We start from the raw sequence: 25,764 nt of genomic DNA, 5'->3' as shown, positions 1-25,764 counted from the left end.
ACGGCCTGCCGGCCGTCGGCCTCACACGTCGCGGCGCCGGACGGCCACGTACGAAGCGGCCACCGCGGCGCCGGTCACCGCGATCAGCAGGCCCATCTGGATCAGCTTGTTCGGCAGGTCGGTGACGCCGCCCGTGCCCGGCATGCCGAAGAGCTGCATCAGGGCCACCGGCGCGTTGTAGTTGAGGACCAGCCGGCTCAGCGGCTGCGAGACCTCCCAGACGCTGAGCATCGCCCCTATCACCGGCGGCAGCGTCACCACCCCGAGCATCACCGAGATCCCTCCGGCGGAATGCCGGACCAGCGTCCCGATGGCGAGCGAAAGCACGCCGAGCAGGGTCACGTAGACACTGACCACCAGGGCCGAGCCCCAGGCGCCGTTGTCGTGCGGACCGGACGCGGGGCCGCCGTGCACCATGGCCGTCATGATCCCGACCAGGAAGACCGAGCCGGCCACGGCGAGGAAGGCGACCGCACTGAAGACGAGGTACTTCGCGGTCAGCACCCGGTGCCGGTCGGGCGCGGCGCCGAAGGTGGTCCGGACCAGGCCGGTGCCGTACTCGGAGGTGATCGTCAGCACCCCGAGGACCATCACCGCGAGCTGGCCGGCGAGCAGGCCGAACAGCGCGGGCGCAGTGTACGGCATGTTCAGGTAGTTCTCGTCGGAGGTCTGCGCCACGAAGGCCAGCCCGATGCCGACGACGGTCACCACCAGCGTGCCGATGGTCCACAGGGTGGAGCGGACCGAGATCATCTTGGTCCACTCCGAGGCCAGGGCGTGGCCGAGGTGCGGACGCGGCGTGGGCAGCGGGGCGGTGTTGCCCGCCGCGCCGGGCCGCGGCGCGGGCCGGGTGCTCGTCGGCGGGGTCATCGGGAGTCCTCCGGGTCGTTCTTTACGGCTCGGGCCAGATCGCCGGGGCTGCTCGGCATCAGGAAGGCCGGTGCGGATCCGGTGGGCGCGGGGGTGGGCGCGGGCCCGGCCGCCGCCGCGGGCTCGGCGGCCGCGGAGGCCGCGGGCGCGCCGGCGGCCGCCGGGGGCTCGGGCACGTACCAGCCCTCGTGGGGGACCGGCGGGGGCGCCGGCTCCTCCCATTCGGGCACGGTCAGCGGCTCCGGCTCGAACAGCTCGGCGCGCGGGTCGTCGGTGGAGGTGTATTCGACCGAGGAGTGGGTCATCCGCATGTAGGCCTCTTCGAGCGAGGCCTTGTGCGGAGACAGCTCCCACAGGCGTACGCCGCCCTCGTGCGCGAGGTCGGAGATGCGCGGCAGCGCCAGCCCGGTCACCCGCAGGGCGCCGTCGGGCTCGGTGAGCACCCGCGCGCCCTCCTCGACCAGCCTCCGGGCGAGCTCCTCGCGCTCGCCGGGGGCGTCGTCGGAGGTGCGGACCCGAGCGAATCCGGCCGAATTGTGCGTGATGAACTCCTGCACGCCCATGTCGGCCAGCAGCCGCCCGCGCCCGATGACGATCAGGTGGTCGGCGGTGACCGCCATCTCGCTCATCAGGTGCGAGGAGACGAAGACGGTCCGGCCCTCGGCGGCCAGCTGCTTCATGAGGTTGCGGACCCAGAGGATGCCCTCGGGGTCGAGGCCGTTGACCGGCTCGTCGAAGAGCAGCACCTGCGGATCGCCGAGCAGGGCCGCGGCGATCCCCAGCCGCTGGCCCATGCCGAGGGAGAAGCCCTTCGTGCGCTGGCGGGCCACGTCCTGGAGGCCGACCACATGCAGCACCTCGTCGACCCGCTTCTCCGGGATCCCGGAGAGCTGGGCGAGGGCGAGCAGGTGGGTCCGGGCCCGGCGGCCGCCGTGGACCGCCTTCGCGTCCAGCAGGGCGCCGACGCCGCGCTGCGCGTTCGGCAGGCCGCGGTAGGAGGAGCCGTTGATCGTGACGTGTCCGGCGGTGGGCCGGTCGAGGCCGAGGATCATGCGCATGGTGGTCGACTTCCCGGACCCGTTGGGCCCCAGGAATCCGGTCACGTGCCCCGGCCTGACCTGGAAGGAGAGCTGGTCGACGGCGGTCTTGGCGCCGAAGCGCTTGGTCAGGCCGACTGCCTCGATCATTCCTTGTCCCTTGCCAGGCTGGCGAGATTCGCCCGCGTAAGGCTTAAGAGGATATCGACCCCCGTCCGGTTCCACCCCCTGCCGATCCCTGAGGTACCCCTGAGATGCGACCCGGGGCCGCCCCTGAGAAGGGACGGCCCCGGGTCCGGGATCGGGGGGATCAGGCGTCGCGGTTCTTCAGGACGAGGTACCCGCCGAGTACGGCGGCCAGCACCCAGAGCGCCATGATGCCGAGCCCGCCCCAGGGCCCGTACGGCGGCGCGGCGCTGTCCATCGCGCCCGGCACCACCTGCATGATCTTGGAGCCCGCCTGGTCGGGGAAGTACTGCGCCACCTTGCGGGTCGCGCTCACCGCCCCGAGGATCGGCGAGACCAGGAAGAAGAACGGCATCAGGATGCCGAGCGAGAGCATCGAGCTGCGCAGGATGGTCGCGACGGCCATCGAGAACAGGGCGGTCAGCGCCATGTACAGCCCGGCGCCGATCACCGCGCGCAGGACGCCCGTCTCACCGATGCCGATGCTGTGGCTGCCCAGGATGGCCTGGCCGAGGAAGAAGGACAGGAAGCTGGTCAGCAGGCCCACGATCAGGGCCAGCGCGGTGGCCGCGGTGAGCTTGGCGAACAGGAAGTTCGCCCGGGCCGGTACGGCGGCCAGCGAGGTGCGGATCATGCCCGTGCTGTACTCGCTGCCGACCACCAGGACGCCGAAGACGATCATGGCGAGCTGACCGAGGGTCATGCCGGCGAAGCTGGCCAGCGTCGGGTCGAAGGTGAGCCGCTGGGCCTCGTCCATGTCCTTGAACGTCGCGTTGAAGACCGCGCACAGGCCGGCGCTGACGCCGACCGTGACGACCAGCGCGGAGATCAGGGTCCAGATGGTGGAGGAGACCGTGCGGATCTTGGTCCACTCGGACCGCAGAACGGCGGGGAAGGAAGCCATGGTCACTTGCCGCCCTTGCGCTGCGCGTCGAAACCGGCGCCCCAGGCGGGGACGTCGGCGGGCCGGGCCGGGTTGTCACCGGGGAGGCCGGGACCGGGCTGCCCGGGGCCGCCCGGGTGTCCGTAGCCGCCCGGTTGCCCGGGTCCGATGGGATGTCCGGGCAGGGCGGACGAGTGGGCGTGGTATTCGACCGAGTCGGCCGTCATCCGCATGAACGCTTCTTCCAGGGAGGCCCGCTGCGGGCTGAGTTCGTGCAGCACGATCTGGTGCTGGGCGGCCAGCTCGCCGAGCTGTTCGGAACTCGCGCCGTCGATCTCCAGGGCACCGGCGCCCGGGACGTCGATCGCCTGGATGCCCGCCTCGTGCAGGACGTCCTTGAGCCGTTCCTGCTGCGGGGAGCGCAGCCGCACGAAACTGCGCGAGTTCTGCTGGATGAAATCGGCCATCGAGGTATCGGCCAGCAGCCAGCCCTGGCCGATCACGATCAAATGGTCTGCAGTCAGGGCCATTTCGCTCATCAGGTGGGAGGAAACGAAGATCGTCCTTCCCTCCGAGGCCAGGCCCTTCATCAGATTGCGGATCCAGAGAATTCCCTCGGGGTCCAGACCATTGACGGGTTCGTCGAACATCAGGATTTCCGGATCACCGAGCAGCGCGGAGGCGATTCCCAGCCGTTGCCCCATCCCGAGCGAAAATCCTTTGGACTTCTTCTTCGCGACGCTGGTCAGTCCGACCAGGTCGAGCACCTCGGAGACCCGGCTCGTGGGGATCCGGTTCGACTGGGCGAGGCACAGAAGGTTGTTGTAGGCGCTGCGTCCGCCGTTCATCGCTTTCGCGTCCAGCAGCGCGCCGATGTATTTCAGCGGTTCCGGCAGGTCCCGGTAGTGCTTGCCGTCGATCCTGACCGAACCACTGGTCGGGTTGTCGAGGTCGAGCATCATGCGCATGGTCGTGGACTTGCCCGCCCCGTTGGGGCCGAGGAAGCCGGTGACCACCCCCGGTCTGACCTGGAAGCTGAGGTTGTCCACGGCGGTCTTCGCGCCGAATCGTTTGGTAAGGCCCTCAAGCTCGATCATGCGGCCACGCTAGAACGCCCCAGGGCCTTGCGCCACCTCAAAACGGTGTCACAAGGCCCTGGACCACGGGGTTTCGCTACCAGCGAGTAGCTTCTGTCAGGTTCGGCCGCCCGTCAGCCGGTTGGCCGAACCCGTCGTCCGTACTCGTCGTCGGTGCTCGCCGCGGGACGGCGTCAGCGGCTCTGCTGGGCCGGGACGCCTCGGGTGACCGGCTCGTCGTCGATCGGGGAACCGGCCGCGGCCACCGCCGCACCGGTCAGCGTCGCGAGCATCTCGCGGACGTTGGTCAGCTGGGCGTTGATGGAGTCGCGGCGGTTGGTGAGCGCCGCCAGCTCGCGCTCGGACTCGCTGCGGATGCGGTCCGCCTTGGCGTTGGCGTCGGCGACGATGTCCTCGGCCTGGCGCTGCGCCGTCTCCACCGTCTGCCGGGCGCGGCGCTCGGCGTCCGTACGGAGCTTCTCGGCCTCCAGGCGCAGCTGCTCCGCGCGGTGCTCGATCTCCGCGAGACGCTTCTCCGCCTTGGCCTGGCGGCCCGCCAGGTCGCGCTCGGACTGCTCGCGGCGCTTGGCCAGGTTGGTCTCGAAGTCCGCGGCGGCCTGGGCGGCCTTGGCGCGGGTCTCCTCGAAGAGGGCGTCGGCCTCCTCGCGCTTGGAGGCGGCGTCCTTCTGCGCCTCGGAACGCAGGGTGGCCGAGTCGCCCTTGGCCTTCTCGACGATGCGGACGCCCTCGTCCTCCGCCTTCGACTTGCGGTCGGCCGCGAACGACTCGGCGTCGTTGCGCACCTGCTGGGCCGCCGACTCGGCCAGCTCGCGGTGCTGCTCGGCCGCGCGACGGGCCTCCTCGCGCAGGTCCTTCGCCTCCTCCTCGGCGAGCCGCAGGATCTTCTCGACCCGGGCACCGAGACCGGCGTACGACGGCTCGGCGTCGCTGACCTGGGCCTGGGCGTTCTGCGTCTCGAGGTGGAGTTCCTCGATCCGCTTCTCCAGAGAGTTGATGCGGGACAGGGCGCTGTCACGGTCGGCGACGATCTTGGTAATGCGGTCGTCCACCTGACCGCGGTCGTAACCACGCCGCACGAGCTCGAAGCCGAAGGGTGAGGAAGTGTCGCTCATGGGGTTCCTGTCGAATGAGACCGATGAGGTGCTACGTGAGGTGTTAAGGGGAATCCTAGGCGCCGGAGCGGCGTGTCATCGAGTCAATCCACGTTTGATCTGGACAATGACACCCCTTTTGAGTGGCAAGGCGACAGAATGCTTGTCACTCGTCCGCCTGAACCTCCATCAGGGGCACACACTTTGTTCCCCGACTAGCCCTCTGACGACTTACCACCCGATCGAGTGGACCCGGCCGACGCTCCCGCCTTCACTCCACCCGAGGACGGGCCACCGGCCGCGGGCTTCGCGCCACCCGAAGGCGCCTCGAATGATTCCAACGCCTCAAGCACGTCCTGGACACGGGAGATCTCCGCCTGAATGTCCTCGCGCCTGCGCACCAGGACCTCCAGCTCACGGCGCCCCTCGTCGACCAGCTGAGCGGCCTCCGCCTGCGCCGCCGAACGGATGCCCTCGGCCTCCCTGACCAGCTCGGCCTTCTTCTGCTCGGCCTCCTTGAGCAGCTGCTCGGCCTTGCGCACCGCCGCGATCCGGACCTTGCCGGCCTCGCTGCTCGCGTCCGACACCATCGCCTTGGCCTTCGCCTCGGCCTCCTGGCTCTGCTCGGTCGCCGCCTTCACCAGCTTGTCCACGCGCTCGCCGGCCGACCTCATCTGCTCGGACGACTCCCGGCGGGCCCGCTCGTGCAGCTCCTCGACCTCCGCCTCGACCCGGGCGCGCAGCTCTTCGGCCCGCTCCCTTATGGCCGACGCGTCCGTGCGCGCCCCGACCAGCAGCTCGTCCGCGTCCGTACGGGCCTTCTCCACCGTGGAGTTGCCCTCGACGGTCGCCTCCGAGGTGATCCGCGCGGCCTCCTTGCGGGCCGCGTCGACCATCGCGTCGGCCTGCTCCTCGGCCTGCGTGGTGGCCGCGAGCGCGGCCGCCTGCGCGTCCGAGGTGAGCTTCTCCGCCTCCGAGGACGCCTCGCTGATGAGCCGGTCCACCTGCTCCGCGGCCTCGCTGCGGCGCTTGTTGGCCGCCTGACGCGCCTCGTCCAGCAGCCGCTCCGACTCGGTACGGGCCTCCGCGCGCATCCGCTCCGCCTCCGCGGCGGCCTCCGCCTTGACGCGCTCCGCCTCGTCCCGGGTCCGGGTCGCGTGCTCCTGCGCCGACGCCAGGGACTCGGACGCCTCCGCGCGCAGCCGCTCGGCCTCGTTCGCCGCCTCGCCGACGGTGCGTTCGTTGTCCTTGCGGGTCAGCTCCGTGAGGCGGGCCGCCTCCGAGGACGCCTCGCCGATGAGCCGGTCCGCCTGCTCGGCCGCCTCGGACCGCAGCCGGCCCGCCTCCGCGCGCGCCTCGTCCAGGGTCTGCTCGGACTCCCGCTCCGCCGAAGCCAGCGTCTCGGCGGCGGCGAGCGTGACGCGCTCCGCCTCCGCGGTGGCCTCGCCGATGATCCGGCCGCCCTCCGCGCGGGCGTCGTCCAGGGTCCGGGCCGCCTCGGTGGTGAGCCGCTCCGCTTCCGCCGCGGCCTCGCCGATGAGGTGGTCGGCCTGTTCGGCCGCCTCGGTGCGCAGCCGCCCCGCCTCGGTACGGGCCTCGTCGAGGGTCTGGGCGGCCTCGGTGCGGGTCGCGTCCGCCGCCGCCACGGCCTCGGCCGTGAGCCGCTCGGCCTCCGCGGCGGCCTCGCCGACCGTGCGTTCGTTGGCCGCGCGGGTCTCCGCCGTGAGCCGCTCCGCTTCCGCGGTGGCCCCGGTGATGAGCTGGTCCGCCTGCTCGGCCGCCTCGGTGCGCAGCCGCCCCGCCTCGGCGCGGGCCTCGTCGAGGGTCTGGGCGGCCTCGGTGCGGGTCGCGTCCGCCGCCGCCACGGCCTCGGCCGTGAGCCGTTCCGCTTCCGCGGTGGCCTCGCCGACCGTCAGCGCGTTCGCGGCCAGGGTCTGCTCGGTGAGCGCCTCGGCCCGCTCGGTCGCCTCGGCGACGATCCGCACGCCCTCGGCGCGCGAGGCCTCCAGGGACTCCGCGGCCTCCCCGCGGATCCGGTTGGCGTCGTCCCGGGCGTCGGCACGGGTGCGCGAGGCGTCCCGCTCGGACGCGGCCAGCGCGTCCGTGGCCTCGGTGCGCACCCGCTGGGCGTATTCGGCGGTGTCGGCGCGCAGCTGCTCGGCCTCGGCGATCGCGTCCCCGACGGTCCGCTCGGCCAGTGCCTTCGCCGCGTCCGTCTCCAGGCGGGCCTCGCCGCGGATCCGGTTCGCGTCCTCGGTCGCCCGCTCCCGCTCCGCGTACGCGTCGGAGCGGACCCGGTCCGCCTCCGCCTGCGCCTCGGTCCGCGTGCGCTCCGCGGCGTGATCCGCCGCGCTGCGCAGCCCGGCGACCTCTTCCTCGGCCTGCTCGTGCAGCCCGGCCACGGCCTCGCGGACCTGCTGCGCGGTGGCCTCGGCGGCCGAGACCACCTCGGACGCGCGCCGCTCGGCCTCCTCGGTCAGCCAGACCGCCTCGGCGGTGGCCTCCTCCGAGCGCTTGCGGGCCTGCGCCAGCAGTTCCTCGCTCTGCTCGCGGGCCTGCGCCCGCTCGCTGTCCGCGTCCGTACGGGCCGACGCCAGGGTCTCCTCGGCCTCCCGGCGACGCCGGGCGGCCTCCTCCTGCGCGGCGGCCAGCGCCTCGGCGGCCTCCTCGGCGACCCGCTCGGCCGCCGCCTTCGCCTCGGCGCGCAGCCGGTTCGCGGTCTCCTGCGCCTCGGTGCGCAGCCGCTCGGCCTCGGTCTCCGCCTCACCGCGCAGCCGTACGCCGACCTGCTCGGCCTCCGTACGGGCCTGCGCGGCCTCCTCCGCGGCCTCGGTGCGCAGCCGCGCGGCCTCCGCCTCGGCCTGGGCCTGGAGGGTGCGGATCCGTTCCGCCGACTCGGCGCGCAGCCGGTCGTTCTCCTCGGTGGTCTCCCGGCGGATGCTCTCCGCCGCCGCCCGGGCGTCACGCAGCGCCTGCTCGGCGCCCGCGAGACGCGCTTCGGCGTCCTCGTGCAGCCGGACCAGCTCGGCGTCCGCATCGGCGCGCTTCGCCGCCAGCGCCCGGTCGGTCTCCTCGCGGCGCGCGGCCACGGCCGCCTCCGCCTCGGCGTGCAGCGCCTCGGCCTGCTCCAGGGCCTCGGCGCGCAGCCGCTCGGCCTCGGCGCGGGTGCGCTCCAGGGTCTCCTCGGCCTGCCGGCGCAGGGTGGTGGCGCGCTCGACGGCCTCGGCGCGCACCCGCTCGCTCTCCGCGGTGGCGCCGCTGCGCAGCTCGTCCGCGTCCGCCTTGGACTTGCCCAGCAGCTCCTCGGCGGTCCGGGCCGCCTCCTCGATCTGCTGGACGGCCTCGCGGCGCGCCTCGCCGCGGATCCGCTCGCCCTCGGCGACGGCCTCGGCTCGCAGCTGCTCGGCCTCGCCGCGCAGCCGCCGGGCGTCCGCCTGCAGCTCGACCGTGCGGGCGCGGTACTCCTCGGTGTCGTCCTTCGCCGCGCCCTTGAGCTCATCGGCGGTCGCCGCCGCCTGGGCACGCAGCCGCTCGGCCTCGGCCTCGGCCTCGCCGCGGATGCGTTCCGCCTCCTCGGAGGCGGCCCGGGTGGTCGCGCGGGCGTCCTCGGACGCCTTGTTGAGCACGTCCTCGGCGGCGCGCGCCGCCTTCGCGAGCTGGGCGGCGGTGTCCTCGGCGGCGGCCGTACGGGCCTGGTCGCCGGCCTCGGCGGTGACCCGCTCGATCTCACCGCGGGCATCGGCGAGCAGCTGCTCGGCCTCGGCCTTGAGGACCTCGGCCTCCTTGGTGGCCTCGCCGACGAGACGGGCGACCTGCTCCTTGGCGGTGCGGGTGCGCTGTTCGTTGACGGACTCCACCGACGCCAGCTGGCGGGAGGCGCTCTCCTTGGCGTCGCTCAGCAGCCGCTCGGCCTCGGAGCGGGCCTCGCGCAGCGCGCTGTCGGCCTCCTGCACCCGCTGCTCGGCCACCCGGCCGAGGTCCAGGGTCTGCTGCCGGGTCTGCTCGGCCTCGGCGGAGGTGGTGCTGCGCAGCCGCTCGGCGTGCTCGGTGGCCTCCTGGGCCTGCGCGGAGGCGGCGGTCAGCAGCCGCTCGGCCTCCTTGCGGGCCCGCAGCAGGGTGGCCTCGGCCTCGGTGCGGGAGGACTCCGCGTCGGCGGTGAGCCGGCGGCGGGCCTCCTCGGCGAGCCGGGCGGCCTCGGTGCGGGCCGCGTTCAGGGACTGCTCGGCCTCGGCGCGGGACTCCTCCAGGAGCCGGCGGGCCTGGGCCTCCGTGCGGGCGCGCAGCTGCTCGGCCCAGGCCACGTTCTCGTTGACGTGGGCCTCGACCGTCTGGCGACGCTCGTTCAGTTCCTGGTCCAGGCGCTGGCGCCGGTTGACCGCCTCGCTGTGGAGCTCGGCCTGCAGGCGCGCCTGGTGCTCGGCGTGCTCCTGGAGGATGCGCTGGGTCTGAGCCCGGGCATCGCGCAGCTCGCGTTCGGCGTCCGAACGCATCTGGTCGGCCTGGATCTGGGCATTGCGGAGCAGCTGCTCCGCCTGGTAGCCCATGTCCGCGCCGTCGTAGGCGGGGCGGGACGCGAGACTGCGGCGCACCTCATGGAGCTTGGCGCGCAGCACCTCGACCTGGTAGCCCAGGTCCTCGGCGTGCTGGACGGCCTTCCCGCGCTCCTTCTTCAGCCGCTCCATCTCGGCCTCGAACAGCGAGAGATGGTCGGCCTCGGCCTGATGGCTCTCCTGGCTTTCGTAGCCCCGCACAGCGCGGTCCCATCCGTCCCCTGGTCGCAAGCTCACTCCCAAATGAGCATCGTCCGCCCGCTGAACGACGCCCCCGGGGGATGGTGTCAGATGGCGGCCGAGGCCCACGGGCCCCGACCCCCTGCGCACCGAACCCCGGCCGAGCCACCCTCACTCTACCGGCCGGGGAATCGGGCGGTCAGTGCTCCGGGTTGGCGGTGACCAGTTCCGTCAGGACACCGTGGCAGTCCTTGGGGTGCAGGAAGGTGATCCGGGAGTCCATGGAGCCCCTGCGGGGCTCGTCGTACAGGACGCGGACGCCCTTGCCGCGGATGGCCTCGGAGTCCCCGTCGACGTCGGCGGTGCCGAAGGCGATGTGGTGCACCCCCTCGCCGTTCTTGGCCAGCCACTTGCCGACCGCGGAGTCCTCCCGGGTGGGTTCCAGGAGCTGGATGTAGGAGGCGCCGCCGTCGGAGGTGCCGTTGATCTTGAGCATGGCCTCGCGGACACCCTGCTCCTCGTTGACCTCGGAGTGGAACACCTCGAAGCCGTACGTGGCACGGTAGAACTCGACGGTCTTGTCCAGGTCGAAGCAGGCGATCCCGATGTGGTCGATTCTTGTCAGCATGGGACCAGTGCACTCTGGAGGAGGGCGGTCACGCAACGTGCCAGCGATCACACCCACAGCCCGGTGACGGCGCGGGTACCGCTCAGTACATTCGGGTAAACCCTCGTTCACTCCTCTCATCCAAGGGGCTGTGCCTCATGTCCGGAACGAACAACACCACTTCAGTGATCGTCGCCGGGGCCCGCACGCCCATGGGGCGGCTGCTCGGCTCGCTGAAGTCCTTCTCGGGTGCCGACCTCGGTGGCTTCGCCATCAAATCCGCGCTGGACCGGGCCGGAATCTCCGGTGACCAGGTGCAGTACGTGATCATGGGTCAGGTGCTCCAGGCGGGCGCCGGCCAGATCCCCGCCCGCCAGGCGGCGGTCAAGGGCGGCATCCCCATGAACGTGCCGGCCCTCACCATCAACAAGGTGTGTCTGTCAGGTCTGGACGCGATCGCGCTGGCCGACCAGCTGATCCGCGCCGGAGAGTTCGACATCGTGGTCGCGGGCGGCCAGGAGTCGATGACCAACGCCCCGCACCTGCTGCCGAAGTCCCGCGAGGGCTACAAGTACGGCGCCATCGAGATGCTCGACGCGATGGCCTACGACGGCCTCACCGACGCCTTCGAGAACATCGCGATGGGCGAGTCCACGGAGAAGCACAACACCCGCCTGGGCATCGAGCGCGCCCCGCAGGACGCCTTCGCGGCCACCTCCCACCAGCGCGCCGCCGCCGCGCAGAAGAACGGCGTCTTCGCCGCGGAGATCACCCCGGTGGAGATCCCGCAGCGCAAGGGCGACCCGGTCGTCTTCTCCGAGGACGAGGGCATCCGCGCGGAGACCACGGTGGAGTCCCTGGGCCGGCTGCGTCCCGCGTTCGCGAAGGACGGCACCATCACCGCGGGCACCTCGTCCCAGATCAGCGACGGCGCCGCCGCCGTGGTCGTGATGAGCAAGGCCAAGGCCGAGGAGCTGGGCCTGGACTGGATCGCCGAGATCGGCGCCCACGGCAATGTGGCGGGCCCCGACAACTCGCTGCAGTCGCAGCCCTCGAACGCGATCCTGCACGCCCTCAAGAAGGAGGGCCTGGAGGTCGCCGACCTGGACCTGATCGAGATCAACGAGGCCTTCGCGGCCGTCGCGGTGCAGTCAATGAAGGACCTTGACGTGGACCCGGAAAGGGTGAACGTCAACGGTGGCGCGATCGCCCTGGGCCACCCGATCGGCATGTCCGGCGCCCGCGTGGTGCTCCACCTCGCGCTGGAACTGCGCCGGCGCGGCGGTGGGGTCGGCGCGGCCGCCCTGTGCGGCGGCGGCGGTCAGGGCGACGCGCTGATCGTGCGCGTGCCCGCTCCCGGCACCGGCTCGAAGGCGTAGGTGCTGATCGCATGACGACGGTGGACGTTCCCTCGCTCGTGGCCCAGGCCCGGGAGGGCAGGCCACGGGCCGTGGCCCGGCTGATCTCACTGGTCGAGGGGGCGTCCCCGCAGCTGCGCGAGGTGATGGCCGCCCTGGCCCCGCTGACCGGTGGGGCGTACGTGGTGGGCCTCACGGGCTCGCCCGGCGTGGGCAAGTCCACGTCGACCTCGGCGCTCGTGTCGGCGTACCGGAAGGCGGGCAAGCGCGTCGGCGTGCTCGCCGTCGACCCCTCCTCGCCGTTCTCCGGCGGGGCGCTGCTCGGCGACCGGGTGCGGATGTCGGACCACGCCTCGGACCCCGGGGTCTACATCCGCTCGATGGCCACCCGGGGGCACCTGGGCGGCCTCGCCTGGTCCGCCCCGCAGGCGATCCGCGTCCTGGACGCGGCGGGCTGCGACGTGGTCCTCGTCGAGACGGTGGGCGTGGGCCAGTCCGAGGTGGAGATCGCCTCCCAGGCGGACACCTCCGTGGTGCTGCTGGCCCCGGGCATGGGCGACGGGATCCAGGCCGCCAAGGCGGGCATCCTGGAGATCGGCGACGTGTACGTGGTGAACAAGGCCGACCGGGACGGCGCCGACGCCACCGCCCGCGAGCTGAACCACATGCTGGGCCTGGGGGAGTCCCGGGGCCCGGGAGGCTGGCGGCCGCCCATCATCAAGACGGTGGCGGCCCGCGGGCAGGGCATCGACGAGGTCGTGGAGGCCCTGGAGAAGCACCGGGCGTGGATGGACGAGAACGGCGTGCTGGCCGAGCGGCGCACGGCGCGTGCGGCCCGTGAGGTGGAGACGATCGCGATCACCGCGCTGCGGGCCCGGCTGGCCGACCTGCACGGCGACGCCCGTCTCGACGCGCTGGCCGCGCGGGTGGCGGCCGGGGAGCTGGATCCGTACGCCGCCGCCGACACGCTGCTGGCGACGCTGACGGAGGCCTGATCCGGCCGGTGCCCGGGGCGCTCTGATGCGGGCTCCGCGGGGCCGACCTAGACTGACGAACGCCCGGAATGCCCCGACCCAGGGAGTGCGTCATGGCGAAGCGCGGCAACAAGAAGCGAGCCCGCAGGAAGAAGAAGGCGAATCACGGCAAGCGTCCCAACGCCTGACCGGACCGCCCGACCCGCGTGCGGAGAGCCGCGTCCCCGGAAGCCGGGGGCGCGGCTCTCGGCTCTCGTGTCGTCCGGCCGCCGTCTAGTTGCTGTTGTTGTCGTTGTTGTCGTTGTTCCCGGAGTCCTGGGACAGCGTGGCCTTGCCCGAGGTGGGGTCGACGTGGACGTTCTGCGTCTTGCCGCCGGAGGTCTTGATCTCGACGTTCCAGTAGAGGGTCTTGGCGCCGTTGTCGCTCTCGTCGTTGTCCCAGCTGACCGACCGGACCTGGCCGGGGTGGCCCGCGAGGGCGGCCTTCATCGCCTGGACGGCGGTGACCTTGGCGGCGATCAGGGGCGCGTACTCGTTGCCGTTGTCATTGCTGTTGTCGTCGCTGTTCGGCTGGGTGACCGCGCCGCTGCGCACGTCCACCTGCAGTTCCGCGTGCTTGCCGCTCTTGCCGATCACGTCGACGTGCCAGACCGAGCCGTCCTTGTCGAGGGACTCGACGACGCCCGGGTAGTGCTTCAGCGCCGCCGTGGCCGCCGCCTCGGCCGATACGTCGGCCGGTACGGCGGTGACCGTGGTGGTGGCTCTCGCCGCGTCGGCGGATGTCGTGGCGGCGGCGGCCGCGACCGGACCGCCGGCCATCAGGACCACGGCCGCGGCGGACGAGACGAACAGATTGCGCTGCATGGCTGACCTCCCTGCCGGAAACGCCCCCACACCATCCTGGGGGCTACCGGCCGGGACGGCGCGGCGGGCAGGGCCGCCGCGACCGGCTCAGGCCTTGCCGCGCTGCTCCCGCAGGTGGTCGGCGACCGGCCCCAGCGAGGCCCGCAGGTCCGCCAGGCCCTCCGGGGTCAGCAGGTCGATGAAGTGCTTGCGGACGGACGCCACGTGGTGCGGGGCGACCTTGCGCATGAGTTCCATGCCCGCCTCGGTCAGCACGGCGTACAGCCCGCGCCGGTCGGACTCGCAGTTGACCCGGATGACCAGGCCCGCGGCTTCCATGCGGGTGATCTGGTGCGAGAGCCGGCTCTTGGACTGCAGCGTCGAGGTGGCGAGATCGCTCATCCGCATCCGCAGGCCCTCGGCCTCGGAGAGGTTGACCAGGATCTCGTAGTCGTTGTTGGTGAGCCCGAAGGGCTGGAGATCCTTTTCCAGCTGGTGCATCAGCAGCCTGCTGACGTCCAGATGGGTGCGCCAGGCACACTGCTCGGGGTCGGTGAGCCAGCGGGTCCCCCCAGGCGAAGCCTGGGGGAGAGTGGCCGTCTCGGTCTCCATCGTCTCCATGACTGAACTCTACCTAAGAAGTTGAATTGCGTACAAAGATGGCTTGAATCGTATGCGGGCGGTCACAGTCCGAAGCGGCGCTGCAGGTCCCCCAGCTGCCCCGGCATCCGCGGCACGCCCAGCTGGGCCAGCGGCCCCTGCGCCCCGTGCCCGGCCCCCGGCACGCCGTGCGCCTCGCCGGCCGCGCCCACCGCGCCCACGGTCTGCTCCGCCATCAGCAGCTCGGTCGACTGGAGCAGCACCGTGCCCGCCCCGACGAACTCGAACTGGTGCTCCTCGCCCGAGGTGCCGCCGATCCCGGTGAGCGAGCGCAGACCGCCCAGCACCCCGGACATGTAACCGTGGTCGTAGTGGTGGCACGGCGAGGGGCAGTCGGCCCAGCCCACCAGCGCCTGCGGGTCCACCCGCAGCGGCGGCTCCATGAACACCACCGGACCGTTGGACGCGGCCACGAACTTCCCGGTTCCGATCAGCGTCAGGAAACCCGGGACGATCGACTGCTTGAGGGCCAGCGTGGGCTGGTAGGCGAGCAGGTTACCCGAACGGATCGTCAGGTTCCCCTCGTCCAGATCGTACGAGTTCACGTCGAAGGCCCGGTCCGCGAGGAGCATCTTGCCCTGCCCCTCGGCCACCACCCAGTCACTCGCGTGCAGCGGCGAGTGGAAGCTCGTACGCAGCAGCCGGTCGAAGCGGCCGTGGCCGATCCCGTTGAACTCGATCCGCCCGTAGTAGGCGATCATCTTGCCCTTCTGCAGGAACCACTGACTCCCTTTGAGTTCCACGCAGAAGGTGTACGAGTTGACGTTGTCGTCGGACGGCAGCGTGTGCGGGTCGAAAACCGTCGGCCCGCCCGGTCCGCCGGGCACCGGTCCGTAGTTCACAGCTTCTCCTCCGAGGCCTGTACGTACACCGCGCCCTGCCCGGACAGCTCCAGCTGGAACGCCTCGCCCGAACCGCGCCCCACCATGTCCCGCCAGCCGAGCGCGGCGGAGAGCTTGTTGCGCACCTCGCCGTGGTGGGCGACGTACGCCTGCGGGTCGACGTGGACGGGGCGCTGCGGGGTGATCGGCAGCTCGATGACCCCGCCGTGGGCCATCACCGCGACCGCGCCGTGGCCCTTGAGGGTGGTGGTGAACAGGCCCTGGCCGGTGACCTGGCCGCGCACCATGCCCATGACCCCGCCCTGCGAGCCCATGAACATCGTGCCCTGCTGGAGGGTGCCGTCGAAGGCGAGCAGCCGGTCGGCCTCGACGTAGAGCGTCTCGCCGCCGAGGTTGATGACCTGGATGTGGTGGCCGCCGTGGCCGAACATCACGGTGCCGCTGCCCTCGACCGTCATCAGCGGGGTCTGCTCGTTGGCCACGCGGCGCCCGATCATCCCCATGACGCCGCCCTGGCCGCCCGTGAGGTCCGGGGTGAAGGAGACCTCGCCGCGGTACGCGAGCATCGCGCCGCGCTGGCTGTAGAGCTTCTGCCCGGGGACGACCTGAGCCTCGATCATCTTTGAGTTGATCTCGCGGAACGGCATCAGAGGTCGCCCCCGATGGTGTTGCGCTCGCTGGGCTGCACGTAGACCAGGCCCTCGCCCTCGAAGCGGATCTGGAAGGACTCGCCCGAGCCCTCGCCGATCAGGGTGCGGAAGTTCACCCCGGACTGGAAGTGCTGCTGGAGGTTGCCGGTGTGCGCGATGTACGCGCCCGGGTCCACGGAGAGCGGGTACGAGCCGCTGACGCGCAGCACCACGGCCGGACCGTCGGACATGATCGCCGCCTGTCCCGAGCCCTCGACGGTGGTGGTGAACAGGCCGTTGCCCGTCGCCCCGCCGCGCAGCCCGGTGAAGGTGGTGCCGGTGCGCAGGCCGGCGTCGGTGCACAGGAGGTTGCTGGACTCGACGTAGAGCTTCTCGCCGCGCAGGTTGACCAGATTGATCTCGCTCGCGCGGTCGGCGAAGAAGCAGGTGCCGTGTCCCTGCACCTCCATCACGGTCATCTGCTCACCGGTGAGCCGTCGCGTGACCATCCCGCGGAGGCCCTCGCCACCGCCGGTCATCTTCTTGAAGGCCATCTGACCGTCGTACGCGACCATCGAGCCGTTTTTCGCTTTCACGGCGTCGCCGGTCAGGTCGACGGCGAGCACCTTGCTGCCTTGGAGTCGGAACTGAGCCACGGGAAGACGTTATCGGCAGCGGGCGGGTGCGAACAGAGCCCGATGGCCGATATCCGGCAAAGCCGGACCCGGAGAAAGATCACTCGGGGTGGCTGAGACACTGGGACGGACCCCCGGCCTCCATCCCGAAGGTTCCCTGTGGACATCAAGACCGCCTCCGCCCTGCACCGGCTGCGCCTCATCTCCGTACCGGAGGCGCTGTCGTTCCCGGCGCTGCTGATCTTCGGCTCGCTGCTGAGCCGGATCTCGGACATCGACTACCTGATGATGCCGCTGGGCATCCTGCACGGCATCCTCTTCGTGATCTACGCGGTCTTCCTGCTGGACGTGTGGAACAAGGCGAAGTGGCCGCTCAAGAAGGTCGCCCTGTTCTTCCTGTTCGCGCTGCTGCCCTTCGGCGGTCTCTTCGGCGACCGGATCCTCAAGCGCGACGAGGCCGACAGCGTGCTGGCCGCGCGGGCGCGCGAGGCGGCCCGCGCATGATCGTCGCGTTCTCGGTGACCCCGCTGGGGGTCGGTGAAGAGGTCGGCGAGTACGTCGCCGACGCGGTCCGCGTCGTGCGCGAGTCGGGCCTGGCGAACCGCACCGACGCCATGTTCACCACGGTCGAGGGCGAGTCGTGGGACGAGGTGATGGACGTGGTCAAGCGCGCGGTGGCCGCCGTGGAGGCGCGGGCGCCCCGGGTCTCCTTCATCCTCAAGGCCGACATCCGCCCCGGCGTCACCGACGGCATGACCTCGAAGATCGAGACGGTGGAACGCCACCTCGCGGCGGGGGACCGGCCGCAGGCCTGAGCGGCGTCGCGCGCCGGGCCGGATGCCGGGAAGCCGGATGCCGGGAAGCCGGAAGCCGCGAAGCCGGATGCCGGGGAGAGAGGCACCGCGTGGCCATGCACTACCGGTTCGGCGCCGGGGACCTGTTGCGGTGCCGGTTCGCCATCTCCCCGCGCTGGGAGACGGCCGAGGCCGTACGCACGCTGAAGCTGCCCGAGCGGCAGGGCTACCACCTGCCCTGGCTGCACGGCATCCGCGAAGCCGCCGCCGGGCTCGACCTGACGCCGCTGTGGCTGCTCATGCCCCACCGCGGGCACAACCCGGACTTCCTGTGCCCGCCCCCGCTCGGCCCCGCCGTCACCTTCGAGGAGGAGCTGGCCCGGGTCCGCGCCACGGATCCGCTCGCCGCGCGGGAGGAGATCCGGCTCTCCCTCGCCTGCACCCCGGGCGCCCTGGAGAGTGAGACCGGCCGGGAGTTGCTCGCCGACCCCGAGCGCGCCGTCCGCGTCCTGGCCGACCTCACCGAGCGGGCCTGGCACGCGCTGATCGCCCCGCACTGGCCGCGGCTGCGGGCCATCCTGGAGGCGGACATCCTCTTCCACTCGCGCCGCCTCGCCGCGACCGGGCTGGCCGGGCTCTTCGAGGGGCTGCACCCCGACCTCACCTGGTCCGAGAACACCCTCATCGTCCACCGCCGCAGCCATCACGACCGCGACCTCGACGGCCAGGGCCTGCTCCTGATGCCGAGCGCCTTCGTCTGGCCGGAGGTCATCGGCGGTTACGACCCGCCCTGGCAGCCGACGGTCGTCTACCCGGCCCGCGGGATCGGCGCGCTGTGGTCGCGGGCCGCCGAGGAGACCCCGGCGTCCCTCGCCCGGCTGCTCGGCCGTGCGCGGGCCGACGTCCTGTGCGCGCTGCGCGAACCGGCGTCGACGACCGCGCTCGCCCACCGGCTCGGCCTGGCACCCTCCTCCGTCTCCGCGCACCTGAAGGCGCTGCGCGGAGCGGGTCTGCTGGAGCCCCGCCGCCACCGCCACCAGGTGTTCTACGAGCGCACCCCGCTCGGGATCGCCCTGGCCACGGGGGTGCCCCCGGCCGGGTCGTGAGCGGCGGTGGGGGCGGCGGGGGCGGTGGGGGCGGTGGGGGCCGGTGTCGCACCCTCGGCCTCCTGTCCGTTATGTCACGATGTCCCGGTCCGCCGCCCGCCCCGCCGTCCCGAGGAATCCGGATGCCAGGCCGCCGCCGCAGCACCACCCCGACCCGCCTCGTCCTCCTGTCGCCGGCGCTGGCGGTGCTCCTCGCCGCCTGCACCTCCTCCGGCCAGGGAACCGTCCCGGCCCTGACCCGGGCCGCCGCGCCCGGCGAACCGGAGGCCGCCGGTTCGCCGTTCTGGGTGGATCCGCAGAGCGACGCGGCCCACCAGGTCGACGCGTGGGAGGCGCAGGGCCGCAACAGCGACGCCCAGCTGCTGCGCAGGATCTCGGAGCGGCCGATGGCCCTGTGGGGCCCGGGGGACGATCCGGGGCCGGAGATCCGCCGGGCCGTGGACGGAGCCCGCGAGGCGGGGCGGACCGTGGTGCTCACGGCGTACAACATCCCCTACCGCGACTGCGGTCAGCACTCGGCCGGCGGCGCCCGGGACGCCGCGGCCTACCGCGGCTGGATCGGCGCCTTCGCCGACAACATCGGCGACGCGAAGGCGATCGTCATCCTGGAGCCGGACGCCGTCCCGCACCTCGTCGACGGCTGCACCCAGGCCGGTCACCGCGACGAGCGCTACCAACTGCTCGCGGAGGCCGTCGACCGGCTGAAGCGGAACAAGAACACCAAGGTCTACCTGGACGCGGGCAATCCGGCGTGGATCCCGGATCCGGCGGACCTGGTCGAGCCGCTGTACAAGGCGGGCATCGAGCGGGCCGACGGCTTCTCGCTCAACGTGTCCAACTTCCAGCCGGACGCGGCGGGGCGGGCGTACGGCGCCGCCCTCTCCAAGGGCACCAAGGGCAAGCACTTCGTCATCGACACCAGCCGCAACGGCGACGGACCGCTGGCGGGCGGCGGGCAGCAGGCCTGGTGCAACCCGCCGGGCCGCTCGCTGGGCGTCCCGCCCACCGACAGGACGGGCGATCCGCTGGTCGACGCCTACCTGTGGATCAAGCGGCCCGGGGAGTCGGACGGCCCCTGCCGGGGCGGCCCGGAGGCCGGCCGCTGGTGGCCGGACTACGCGCTGGGCCTCGCCCGCCGCGCCAAGGAGTAGGACGAGGCGTCAGCCGGGCGGCATCCACCCCACGTCCGACGTCGGCGTCGCCGTCACCGGAGCCGTGACCCGGATCCACTTCGCCACCGACGGAGTCCCGTCCGCGTCGGCCGCGAACAGCATGTACCAGCCGGGCGGTACGAGCGTGGGGTCGCCCGGCACCTCCACCGTGACCGCGTCCTTCGTCCGGGTCAGCCCCAGCTCCACGGAGCGCTGCTCCACGTCCGTGGAGTGCGTGACCGCGCTGGGCCGCATCAGCCGGGCCCGTACGATCCGCTCCGGGCGGGCGGCCCTGAAGGTGGCCCGGCCGCCGGGGGCGACCTCGTCCGGACCCGCGCCGAGGACGGGCCGCAGCTTCGGATCCCGGTAGAGGTAGGGCGGGGTGTACACCTCCAGGCGGTGCTCGAACCTGCCCAGTCTGGTGTTGTCCTTGTCCGCGAAGAGCGGGTCCGAGCCGAAGGTGGCCACCCGCCCGTCCGGCAGCAGGAGCGCCTCGGAGTGGTAGTCGCGGCCCACCACGGGGTCGGCGGCCGCCACGAAGGAGTCGCTGCGCGGGTAGTAGAACTGCGCCTTGTGGATGTCCGAGGCGCCCCGGCCGCGGTAGTCGGCGGAGCCGCCGGTCGTGAAGACCGAGTCGTCGGGGAGCAGCACGCTGCTGAGGTAGCGGGTGCCCTGGGGCAGCCGGGCGGTGGTGCGGAAGGCGGGGTGGTCCGCCTTGAGGTCGATCACGGCCGTGCGGCCGGTGGAGAGCTTGGACTCGCCCACGCCGCCGCCGCCGAGGACCATCACCTTCTGGTCCTGCGCGGGGGGCAGCAGCACGGAGGAGGAGGTCTCCAGCTGGTCGGTGTCGGTGAGCCCGCCGACCTTCGTGAACGTGTTGGTGTTCAGGTCCCACAGGCCGGGCGCACGGCCCTTGTTCTTGGGCCCGTAGCCCGCGTTGGAGCCGGTGAACAGGAGTCTGCCGCCCTGGGTGAGGAAGAGGGCGGGGTAGGTGGGGAAGTAGTGGAGGGGCCCCTTGGTCCACTTCCTGGTCTGCGGGTCGTAGATCTCGTTGTCGCCGGGGACCACGTCGCCGACGTCGTTGAGGCCGGAGACCGCGAGCACCCTGCCGTCCTGGAGGCCGACGAGGGTCGGGTACCAGCGGGCGTCCTTCATCGGGTCGACGGGGACGTACCTCTCCGCCCGCGGGTCGAACTCGTAGGCCGACTTGATGCCCTGGAAGTCCTGCTTGACGGTGCTGAGCCGCTCGGCGAGGCCGTAGACGTCGTCGGCGTCCCGGCCCTTCAGCCCGACGACCGCGTACTGCGCCGCCTGCGTGGTGAGCCCCTCGCGGCCCTCCCGTACGGCCTCCACGAAGACCCGCGCCTCGGCCGCGGTCACCTTGGTGTGCCAGGGCAGCATCTGCCCGCCGCGCCCGTAGCCGATCTCGAACGCGCGCGTGGCCGCGGGCACGGTGACGTCGAAGCGGGAGACGTACTCGACCCCCGAGGGGGAGCGGAAGCGGGTGCCCTTCTTCAGGGTGACGGCCTTGTCGGGGTTCTCGTTCTTGACCCGCATGCCGCCGCCCGCCCGGGTGACCTTGCCGTCGAGCACCTCGTAGCGGGCGGTGCCGCCCGCCACCAGCAGCCGCCCGTCGGGGAGCTGGGCGTGCCCGGAGCAGAAGAAGTCCTCGGGGGTCGGGATCTTCTTGAAGGTGTTGTCGGAGGGGTCCCACAGGATGGTGTCGAAGGTGCCCTTGTCGAAGTTGCGCTGGTTGTTGCCCGAGCCCGCGATGAGCAGCACCTTGCCGGTGTGCAGCAGCGCCGCGTGCATGGCGTTGATCCGGTACTCCTCGGGGAGCCCGATCAGGTCCCACGAGCCGTACTGGATCTTGTAGCTGGGCCGCCCGATCTTGTACGCGTGGTAGGCGTCCCCCGCGAAGGACAGCGTGGCGGGGGCGTTGAGCGCCGCCAGCACGAGGACAGCGCCCGTCCCGAGGACCGTCTTCTTGAGCCGCGTCGAGGGGCGGTGGGCCATGGGTCAGCTCCCTCCGGTGGTGGCGAGGGCCGGCTCCGGCTCGTCCCCGGGCTCGGCGCGGGACCGGGCGCGACGGCCGCCCAGGCGGGTGAGGCCCCAGACGGCGAGGGGGGCGAGGCTGACGCACAGCGCGAGCACCGCCCAGATCCGCATGGCCACATGGGTGTGGCCGTAGCGGACCGAGGCGGCCAGCGAGGCGATCAGTACGAAGGCCCAGCAGAGGTGGATCCGGAAGGTCGCCAGGCGGTCCGGGCTCGCGTCGCCGCCCTTGGGGGTGACGACGAAGCGGCCCCGCGTGCGCAGGACCGCGGAGCCGAGGGACGCGAGATAGACGGGGGCGCAGACCGCGGACATCGCCATTCCGGCCAGGCCGCCGGAGCCCGCGGGCTCGTGGGGCGAGACGTTGTGCCGGCGGTTCCACAGGTAGAGGCCCACCTGGAGGGCGGCGGCGTCCGTGCAGAGCATCAGCCAGACCTCGGAGGAGACCTGGGTGCCGGAGGCGCCGAACCAGAGGAACAGCACGCAGCTGAGGATGCCGAGGAACCAGTTCACGGCGGTCATCGGGTAGTACACCAGCATCAGCGTGTAGTTGAGCCGGCGCCCGGCGGGCATCCGCAACGGGCTCTTCCCGTACTGCCGGATGAGGGTCTCGTAGGTCCCGCGCGACCAGCGCAGCTGCTGGGTGAAGAAGTCCGTCCAGGACGCCGGGCCCTCGCCGACGGCGAGCACGTCCGGGGTGTAGACGGAACGCCAGAACCGCCCGGTGGCGGGATTGCGGCTGCGGTGCAGCTCGAAGCCGGTGGCCATGTCCTCGGTGATCGAGTCGTACAGGCCGCCGACCTGGCGCAGCGCGCTGACGCGGACGGCGTTGTTGGTGCCGACGAACATGGGGGCGCCGTAGCGGTTGCCCGCCCGCTGGATGAGCGCGTGGAAGAGGTACTGCTGCGATTCGGCGGCCTTGGTGACGGCCGCCGTGTAGTTGCCGTAGACCTGCGGGCCGACGACGAAGGCGGTGTCGGGGTCGCGGAAGTAGCCGAGCATGCGCTCGAGGAAGTCGGGCGTCGGGACGTGGTCGGTGTCGACGGACGCGAAGAAGTCGTAGTCCTCGCCGTGCCGGGCCAGCCAGGCGTTGTAGTTGCCGTGCTTGGTCCTCGCGCGATGGGCGCCGGCGCGGGTGTTCCACTCGGGTATGCCCTTGCGGGTGAAGTGCCGGACGCCGAGTTCCGCGCACAGTTCCCTGGTGGCGGGGTCGTCCCCCTCGTCCAGCAGCCAGATGTCGAGCGGCCCCTCGTGACGGATGCGGACCGCCGCCCGCAGGGTGGCCCGCGCCATGGCGAGGGGCTCCTTGCCGGGCACGTACGTCGTCAGGAACGCGACCCGGGTGCCGGGTTCGGCCGGAACCGGGACCGGATCGCGGGCCATCATCGTGGCGTGGGCGATGGACACCACGTTGACCAGCATGAAGAGCATGATCAGGGCGATGGACACGAGCATCACGGTGTCGAGGTGCACCAGCCACCGGGCGCCGCCCTCGCGGACGGTCCAGTGGGTCGGCCAGACGAGGTAGAGGAACAGCACGGCGGACAGGGTGGGCGCGAGGGTCATGAGCGCGACGGCCCGTATTCGGTGCGGCTCGCGCGACAGCAGGGAGCGGTACCCCACCCGGTAGACCCCGTCCGGACCGGGTTCCGGCTCCGCGAACGGACCGGCGAGACGGCTGTGGGTCTCGTAGTCGAAGCCTTCCGGCCGCACGGTCCCTCCTGCGCTCGCCCCAGAATCGATACCCCTACAGAAGTGGACGTTCAGGACCACGGCGACCCGAATGCGCCCGTTCGGGGGAACCCCGGCCCGCCCCCGTTCCCGCCTCGCCGGCACTCGAGGCCCCGCGAATCCAGCCCCGCCGGCGTTTGAGGCGCCCGTGGAGGGCACGACCACCGTCACCAGGCAGCCGGACATCCGCCCCGCCCCCGCCCGCCCCCCCGCCGGAACATTCGCGCAGGCCCGAATCAATGGCCCCCCCACCCCCTCCCCGGCACGCTGCACCGCATGGCATCCGCACCCCCCGGCTACCCCGCCGCCTTCCGGGTCCGCGAGTTCCGGCCCGTCTTCGCCGCCCACCTCATGTCCGTCCTCGGGCTCGTCGTCGCGGAGATCTCGCTCACCGTCCTCGTCTTCCGCGTCACCGGCTCCCCCCTCCTCAGCGCGCTCACCTTCGCGCTCGGCTTCCTCCCCTACGCCCTCGGCGGCACCCTGCTCGCCGGGGTCGCCGACCGCTACCCCGCCCGCCGGGTGCTCGTCGTCTGTGACCTCGTCTGCGCGGCCTGCGCCGCCGCGATGGTGCTGCCGGGGACGCCCGTCGCCCTGCTCTTCGTGCTGCGCTGCGCCATGGCCTTCGTCGCGCCGCTCTTCCAGGGCACCCGCAACGCCTCCCTCGCCGACATCCTCGGCGACGGCGACGCCTTCGTCCTCGGGCGTTCCCTGCTGCGCATGGTGGCCCAGAGCGCGCAGCTCATCGGCTTCGGCGTCGGCGGGATCCTGCTCACCGCCGTCTCCCCGCGCGGGGCGATCGCGATCACCGCCGGGACCTTCGTCTGCTCCGCCCTGCTGCTGCGCTTCGGGACCCGCGCCCGCCCGGCGCGCGCCGCCGGGTCCGGGCGCACCTCGCCGTTCGCGGCTGTCCGCGCCGTCTTCGGCGACCGCAGGCTCCGCGCGATCACCCTGATGTTCTGGCTCCCGCCGCTGTTCGCCGTCGTACCGGAGGCGCTGATGGCGCCGTACGCCGATCACATCGGGGCGAGTACGGCCGTCCTCGGCCTGCTGATGTGCGCGATGCCCGTCGGCGCCATCGTCGGCGAGCTGGGGGCGGGATCCGTGCTCGGCGCCGCCGCCCGCTCGCGCCTCGTGGCCCCCCTGGCGGCCGTCGGCCTGCTGCCGCTGCTCGGGTACGCCGCCCGGCCAGGGGTGGCGGTCCTGCTGACCCTCCTCGTGGTGGCCGGACTGACCCACGCCTACACCCTCGGCCTCGACCAGTGGTACGTGGACGCGGTCCCCGACGAGCTGCGCGGCCGGGCCATGACGCTGCTGAGCACCGGACTGATGACCCTCCAGGGCGTCGGCATGGCCCTCGCCGGGCTCGTGGCGGAGTTCCTTCCGGTCCACGTGGTGGTCGCCGGGTCCGGGGTGCTCGGCACCGGATGCGTGCTCTTCCTGCTCGCGGAGCTGCGCGCGACGGCCCCGCGGGAAGCGCCCGGGCCGAAGAGTGAGACGGCCCCCGCCGTCAAATGACCGACGGGTAGGGTCTGGTGCGTGCCCAAGCCGCTCAGTCTTCCCTTCGACCCCATCGCCCGCGCCGACGAACTCTGGCAGCGGCGCTGGGGACCGGTGCCCTCGATGGCCGCGATCACCTCGATCATGCGCGCGCACCAGATCCTGCTCGGCGAGGTCGACGCGGTGGTCAAGCCGTACGGGCTCACCTTCGCGCGCTACGAGGCACTCGTCCTGCTGACCTTCTCCAAGGCCGGCGAGCTGCCGATGTCGAAGATCGGCGAGCGGCTGATGGTGCACCCCACCTCGGTGACGAACACCGTCGACCGCCTGGTCCGCTCCGGCCTGGTCGCCAAGCGCCCCAACCCCAACGACGGCCGCGGCACGCTCGCCTCGATCACCGACAAGGGCCGCGAGGTCGTCGAGGCGGCGACCCGGGACCTGATGGCGATGGACTTCGGCCTGGGCGCCTACGACGCGGAGGAGTGCGCGGAGATCTTCGCGATGCTCAGGCCCCTGCGGGTGGCGGCGGACGACTTCGACGAGAAGTAGCCGCGGCCACCCCCGTCAAGATCGCGCAAAACGGACGGTTAGGCTCAGTGCCATGAAGAAAAGCGTGCTGACCCGGTACCGGGTGATGGCCTTTGCCACCGCGGTGATGCTGCTGGTGCTGTGCACCTGCATGATTTTCAAGTACGGCTTCGACAAGGGCGCGGACCTGACCTTCGTGGTCTCCCAGGCCCACGGCGTGCTCTTCATGATCTACCTGGTCTTCGCCTTCGACCTCGGCTCCAAGGCGAAGTGGCCCTTCGGCAAGATGCTGTGGGTCATGCTCTCCGGCACGATCCCGCTCGCCGCGTTCTTCGTCGAGCGCAAGGTCCGCGCCGAGATCGAGCCCCTGGTCGCCGGCGCCCCGGTGCCCGCCACCGCGAAGGCCTGACGCCGGGCTCCGCACTGGAGCCGCGCTCGATCTCACACCACCCCGGGACGA

The 25,764-nt window shown here is 72.1% G+C and carries 24 protein-coding genes; 10 read left to right on the top strand and 14 right to left on the bottom strand.

The genetic code is table 11. The annotated features are described in order from the left end of the window. Positions 1–21: 21 nt before the first annotated feature. The 7 genes from ABT084_RS01650 to mce all read right to left on the bottom strand — a co-directional run bounded on the left by ABT084_RS01650 (position 22) and on the right by mce (position 10,522). Positions 22–870, bottom strand: coding sequence for an ABC transporter permease (locus ABT084_RS01650; protein WP_351037639.1), 849 nt, complete (start codon positions 868–870; stop codon positions 22–24). Next, positions 867–2,057, bottom strand: a complete 1,191-nt coding sequence (locus ABT084_RS01645; protein ID WP_351037638.1) for an ABC transporter ATP-binding protein — start codon at positions 2,055–2,057, stop codon at positions 867–869. The genes ABT084_RS01650 and ABT084_RS01645 overlap by 4 nt, the downstream gene beginning before the upstream one ends. Before the next feature lie 160 nt (positions 2,058–2,217). After that, complete coding sequence (locus ABT084_RS01640) at positions 2,218–2,997, bottom strand: ABC transporter permease (RefSeq protein ID WP_351037637.1); 780 nt, start codon at positions 2,995–2,997, stop codon at positions 2,218–2,220. A gap of 2 nt (positions 2,998–2,999) precedes the next feature. Continuing rightward, positions 3,000–4,073, bottom strand: coding sequence for an ATP-binding cassette domain-containing protein (locus ABT084_RS01635; RefSeq protein WP_351037636.1), 1,074 nt, complete (start codon positions 4,071–4,073; stop codon positions 3,000–3,002). Positions 4,074–4,246: 173 nt separating this feature from the next. Beyond that, on the bottom strand, positions 4,247–5,185 hold the full coding sequence (locus ABT084_RS01630) for a coiled-coil domain-containing protein (RefSeq protein ID WP_351037635.1): 939 nt from the start codon (positions 5,183–5,185) through the stop codon (positions 4,247–4,249). A 194-nt stretch (positions 5,186–5,379) separates the two neighbouring features. Then, on the bottom strand, positions 5,380–9,915 hold the full coding sequence (gene scy, locus ABT084_RS01625; protein ID WP_351037634.1) for a polarized growth protein Scy: 4,536 nt from the start codon (positions 9,913–9,915) through the stop codon (positions 5,380–5,382). Positions 9,916–10,093: 178 nt separating this feature from the next. Next, positions 10,094–10,522: a methylmalonyl-CoA epimerase gene (gene mce / locus ABT084_RS01620; protein WP_351037633.1), complete on the bottom strand. Its 429-nt coding sequence runs from the start codon at positions 10,520–10,522 to the stop codon at positions 10,094–10,096. 137 nt (positions 10,523–10,659) lie between these two features. On the opposite strand from mce, the gene ABT084_RS01615 reads away from it, so the two are divergent. From ABT084_RS01615 to ABT084_RS37925, 3 genes are all read left to right on the top strand, one after another. Further along, positions 10,660–11,880, top strand: coding sequence for an acetyl-CoA C-acetyltransferase (locus tag ABT084_RS01615; RefSeq protein ID WP_351037632.1), 1,221 nt, complete (start codon positions 10,660–10,662; stop codon positions 11,878–11,880). 11 nt (positions 11,881–11,891) lie between these two features. Further along, a complete protein-coding gene (gene meaB / locus ABT084_RS01610) occupies positions 11,892–12,854 on the top strand; it encodes a methylmalonyl Co-A mutase-associated GTPase MeaB (protein ID WP_351037631.1) in 963 nt (320 codons plus the stop codon). A 92-nt stretch (positions 12,855–12,946) separates the two neighbouring features. Next, entirely contained in the window at positions 12,947–13,021 is a 75-nt protein-coding gene (locus ABT084_RS37925; RefSeq protein ID WP_107089157.1) for a 50S ribosomal protein bL37, read from the top strand. A gap of 85 nt (positions 13,022–13,106) precedes the next feature. On the opposite strand, the gene ABT084_RS01605 is transcribed toward ABT084_RS37925, so the two are convergent. From ABT084_RS01605 to ABT084_RS01585, 5 genes are all read right to left on the bottom strand, one after another. After that, complete coding sequence (locus ABT084_RS01605) at positions 13,107–13,697, bottom strand: PepSY domain-containing protein (RefSeq protein ID WP_351037630.1); 591 nt, start codon at positions 13,695–13,697, stop codon at positions 13,107–13,109. Positions 13,698–13,784: 87 nt separating this feature from the next. Further along, a complete protein-coding gene (locus tag ABT084_RS01600; protein WP_351037737.1) occupies positions 13,785–14,288 on the bottom strand; it encodes a MarR family winged helix-turn-helix transcriptional regulator in 504 nt (167 codons plus the stop codon). 71 nt (positions 14,289–14,359) lie between these two features. After that, complete coding sequence (locus ABT084_RS01595) at positions 14,360–15,178, bottom strand: AIM24 family protein (protein ID WP_351037629.1); 819 nt, start codon at positions 15,176–15,178, stop codon at positions 14,360–14,362. Beyond that, complete coding sequence (locus ABT084_RS01590; protein WP_351037628.1) at positions 15,175–15,825, bottom strand: AIM24 family protein; 651 nt, start codon at positions 15,823–15,825, stop codon at positions 15,175–15,177. The genes ABT084_RS01595 and ABT084_RS01590 overlap by 4 nt, the downstream gene beginning before the upstream one ends. After that, entirely contained in the window at positions 15,825–16,463 is a 639-nt protein-coding gene (locus tag ABT084_RS01585) for an AIM24 family protein (RefSeq protein WP_351037627.1), read from the bottom strand. Before ABT084_RS01585 ends, ABT084_RS01590 begins: the two co-directional genes overlap by 1 nt. 138 nt (positions 16,464–16,601) lie before the next feature. Between ABT084_RS01585 and ABT084_RS01580 the strand changes: the two genes are divergently transcribed. The 4 genes from ABT084_RS01580 to ABT084_RS01565 all read left to right on the top strand — a co-directional run bounded on the left by ABT084_RS01580 (position 16,602) and on the right by ABT084_RS01565 (position 19,493). After that, positions 16,602–16,946, top strand: coding sequence for a DUF3817 domain-containing protein (locus ABT084_RS01580; RefSeq protein ID WP_283448605.1), 345 nt, complete (start codon positions 16,602–16,604; stop codon positions 16,944–16,946). Next, a complete protein-coding gene (locus ABT084_RS01575; RefSeq protein WP_351037626.1) occupies positions 16,943–17,257 on the top strand; it encodes an MTH1187 family thiamine-binding protein in 315 nt (104 codons plus the stop codon). The genes ABT084_RS01580 and ABT084_RS01575 overlap by 4 nt, the downstream gene beginning before the upstream one ends. Positions 17,258–17,352: 95 nt before the next feature. Next, a complete protein-coding gene (locus ABT084_RS01570; RefSeq protein ID WP_351037736.1) occupies positions 17,353–18,342 on the top strand; it encodes an ArsR/SmtB family transcription factor in 990 nt (329 codons plus the stop codon). Between the two features lie 122 nt (positions 18,343–18,464). Further along, a complete protein-coding gene (locus ABT084_RS01565; RefSeq protein ID WP_351037625.1) occupies positions 18,465–19,493 on the top strand; it encodes a glycoside hydrolase family 6 protein in 1,029 nt (342 codons plus the stop codon). Positions 19,494–19,502: 9 nt separating this feature from the next. On the opposite strand, the gene glxA is transcribed toward ABT084_RS01565, so the two are convergent. Next, positions 19,503–21,509: a radical copper oxidase GlxA gene (gene glxA, locus ABT084_RS01560; protein ID WP_351037624.1), complete on the bottom strand. Its 2,007-nt coding sequence runs from the start codon at positions 21,507–21,509 to the stop codon at positions 19,503–19,505. Between the two features lie 3 nt (positions 21,510–21,512). Beyond that, positions 21,513–23,261 carry a glycosyltransferase family 2 protein gene (locus ABT084_RS01555; RefSeq protein ID WP_351037623.1) on the bottom strand — a complete coding sequence of 583 codons (1,749 nt, stop codon included), beginning with the start codon at positions 23,259–23,261 and terminating at the stop codon, positions 21,513–21,515. A 294-nt stretch (positions 23,262–23,555) separates the two neighbouring features. On the opposite strand from ABT084_RS01555, the gene ABT084_RS01550 reads away from it, so the two are divergent. The 3 genes from ABT084_RS01550 to ABT084_RS01540 are packed head-to-tail and all read left to right on the top strand — an operon-like array spanning position 23,556 to position 25,713. Further along, positions 23,556–24,794, top strand: a complete 1,239-nt coding sequence (locus tag ABT084_RS01550) for an MFS transporter (protein ID WP_351037622.1) — start codon at positions 23,556–23,558, stop codon at positions 24,792–24,794. Between the two features lie 21 nt (positions 24,795–24,815). After that, the gene (locus ABT084_RS01545; RefSeq protein WP_351037621.1) at positions 24,816–25,325 is read left to right on the top strand and encodes a MarR family winged helix-turn-helix transcriptional regulator; all 510 of its coding nucleotides are present in this window, start codon (positions 24,816–24,818) and stop codon (positions 25,323–25,325) included. A 52-nt stretch (positions 25,326–25,377) separates the two neighbouring features. Next, positions 25,378–25,713, top strand: a complete 336-nt coding sequence (locus ABT084_RS01540; RefSeq protein WP_351037620.1) for a DUF3817 domain-containing protein — start codon at positions 25,378–25,380, stop codon at positions 25,711–25,713. The last annotated feature ends 51 nt before the right edge of the window (positions 25,714–25,764 follow it).

The organism is Streptomyces sp. NPDC002138 (assembly GCF_040296485.1).
GTDB lineage: Bacteria > Actinomycetota > Actinomycetes > Streptomycetales > Streptomycetaceae > Streptomyces.
Note: the sequence above shows the minus strand (reverse complement) of the source record. Positions and strands in the feature narration are given on the sequence as shown.

Coding starts and splice junctions, on each gene's coding strand:
- ABT084_RS01540 (WP_351037620.1), top strand. CDS start 25,378: ATGAAGAAAAGCGTGCTGACCCGGTACCGGGTGATGGCCTTTGCCACC.
- ABT084_RS01635 (WP_351037636.1), bottom strand. CDS start 4,073: ATGATCGAGCTTGAGGGCCTTACCAAACGATTCGGCGCGAAGACCGCC.
- ABT084_RS01550 (WP_351037622.1), top strand. CDS start 23,556: ATGGCATCCGCACCCCCCGGCTACCCCGCCGCCTTCCGGGTCCGCGAG.
- ABT084_RS01640 (WP_351037637.1), bottom strand. CDS start 2,997: ATGGCTTCCTTCCCCGCCGTTCTGCGGTCCGAGTGGACCAAGATCCGC.
- ABT084_RS01650 (WP_351037639.1), bottom strand. CDS start 870: ATGACCCCGCCGACGAGCACCCGGCCCGCGCCGCGGCCCGGCGCGGCG.
- ABT084_RS01600 (WP_351037737.1), bottom strand. CDS start 14,288: ATGGAGACCGAGACGGCCACTCTCCCCCAGGCTTCGCCTGGGGGGACC.
- ABT084_RS01570 (WP_351037736.1), top strand. CDS start 17,353: ATGCACTACCGGTTCGGCGCCGGGGACCTGTTGCGGTGCCGGTTCGCC.
- meaB (WP_351037631.1), top strand. CDS start 11,892: ATGACGACGGTGGACGTTCCCTCGCTCGTGGCCCAGGCCCGGGAGGGC.
- ABT084_RS01605 (WP_351037630.1), bottom strand. CDS start 13,697: ATGCAGCGCAATCTGTTCGTCTCGTCCGCCGCGGCCGTGGTCCTGATG.
- ABT084_RS01575 (WP_351037626.1), top strand. CDS start 16,943: ATGATCGTCGCGTTCTCGGTGACCCCGCTGGGGGTCGGTGAAGAGGTC.
- mce (WP_351037633.1), bottom strand. CDS start 10,522: ATGCTGACAAGAATCGACCACATCGGGATCGCCTGCTTCGACCTGGAC.
- glxA (WP_351037624.1), bottom strand. CDS start 21,509: ATGGCCCACCGCCCCTCGACGCGGCTCAAGAAGACGGTCCTCGGGACG.
- ABT084_RS01590 (WP_351037628.1), bottom strand. CDS start 15,825: ATGCCGTTCCGCGAGATCAACTCAAAGATGATCGAGGCTCAGGTCGTC.
- ABT084_RS01615 (WP_351037632.1), top strand. CDS start 10,660: ATGTCCGGAACGAACAACACCACTTCAGTGATCGTCGCCGGGGCCCGC.
- ABT084_RS01630 (WP_351037635.1), bottom strand. CDS start 5,185: ATGAGCGACACTTCCTCACCCTTCGGCTTCGAGCTCGTGCGGCGTGGT.
- ABT084_RS01645 (WP_351037638.1), bottom strand. CDS start 2,057: ATGATCGAGGCAGTCGGCCTGACCAAGCGCTTCGGCGCCAAGACCGCC.
- ABT084_RS01565 (WP_351037625.1), top strand. CDS start 18,465: ATGCCAGGCCGCCGCCGCAGCACCACCCCGACCCGCCTCGTCCTCCTG.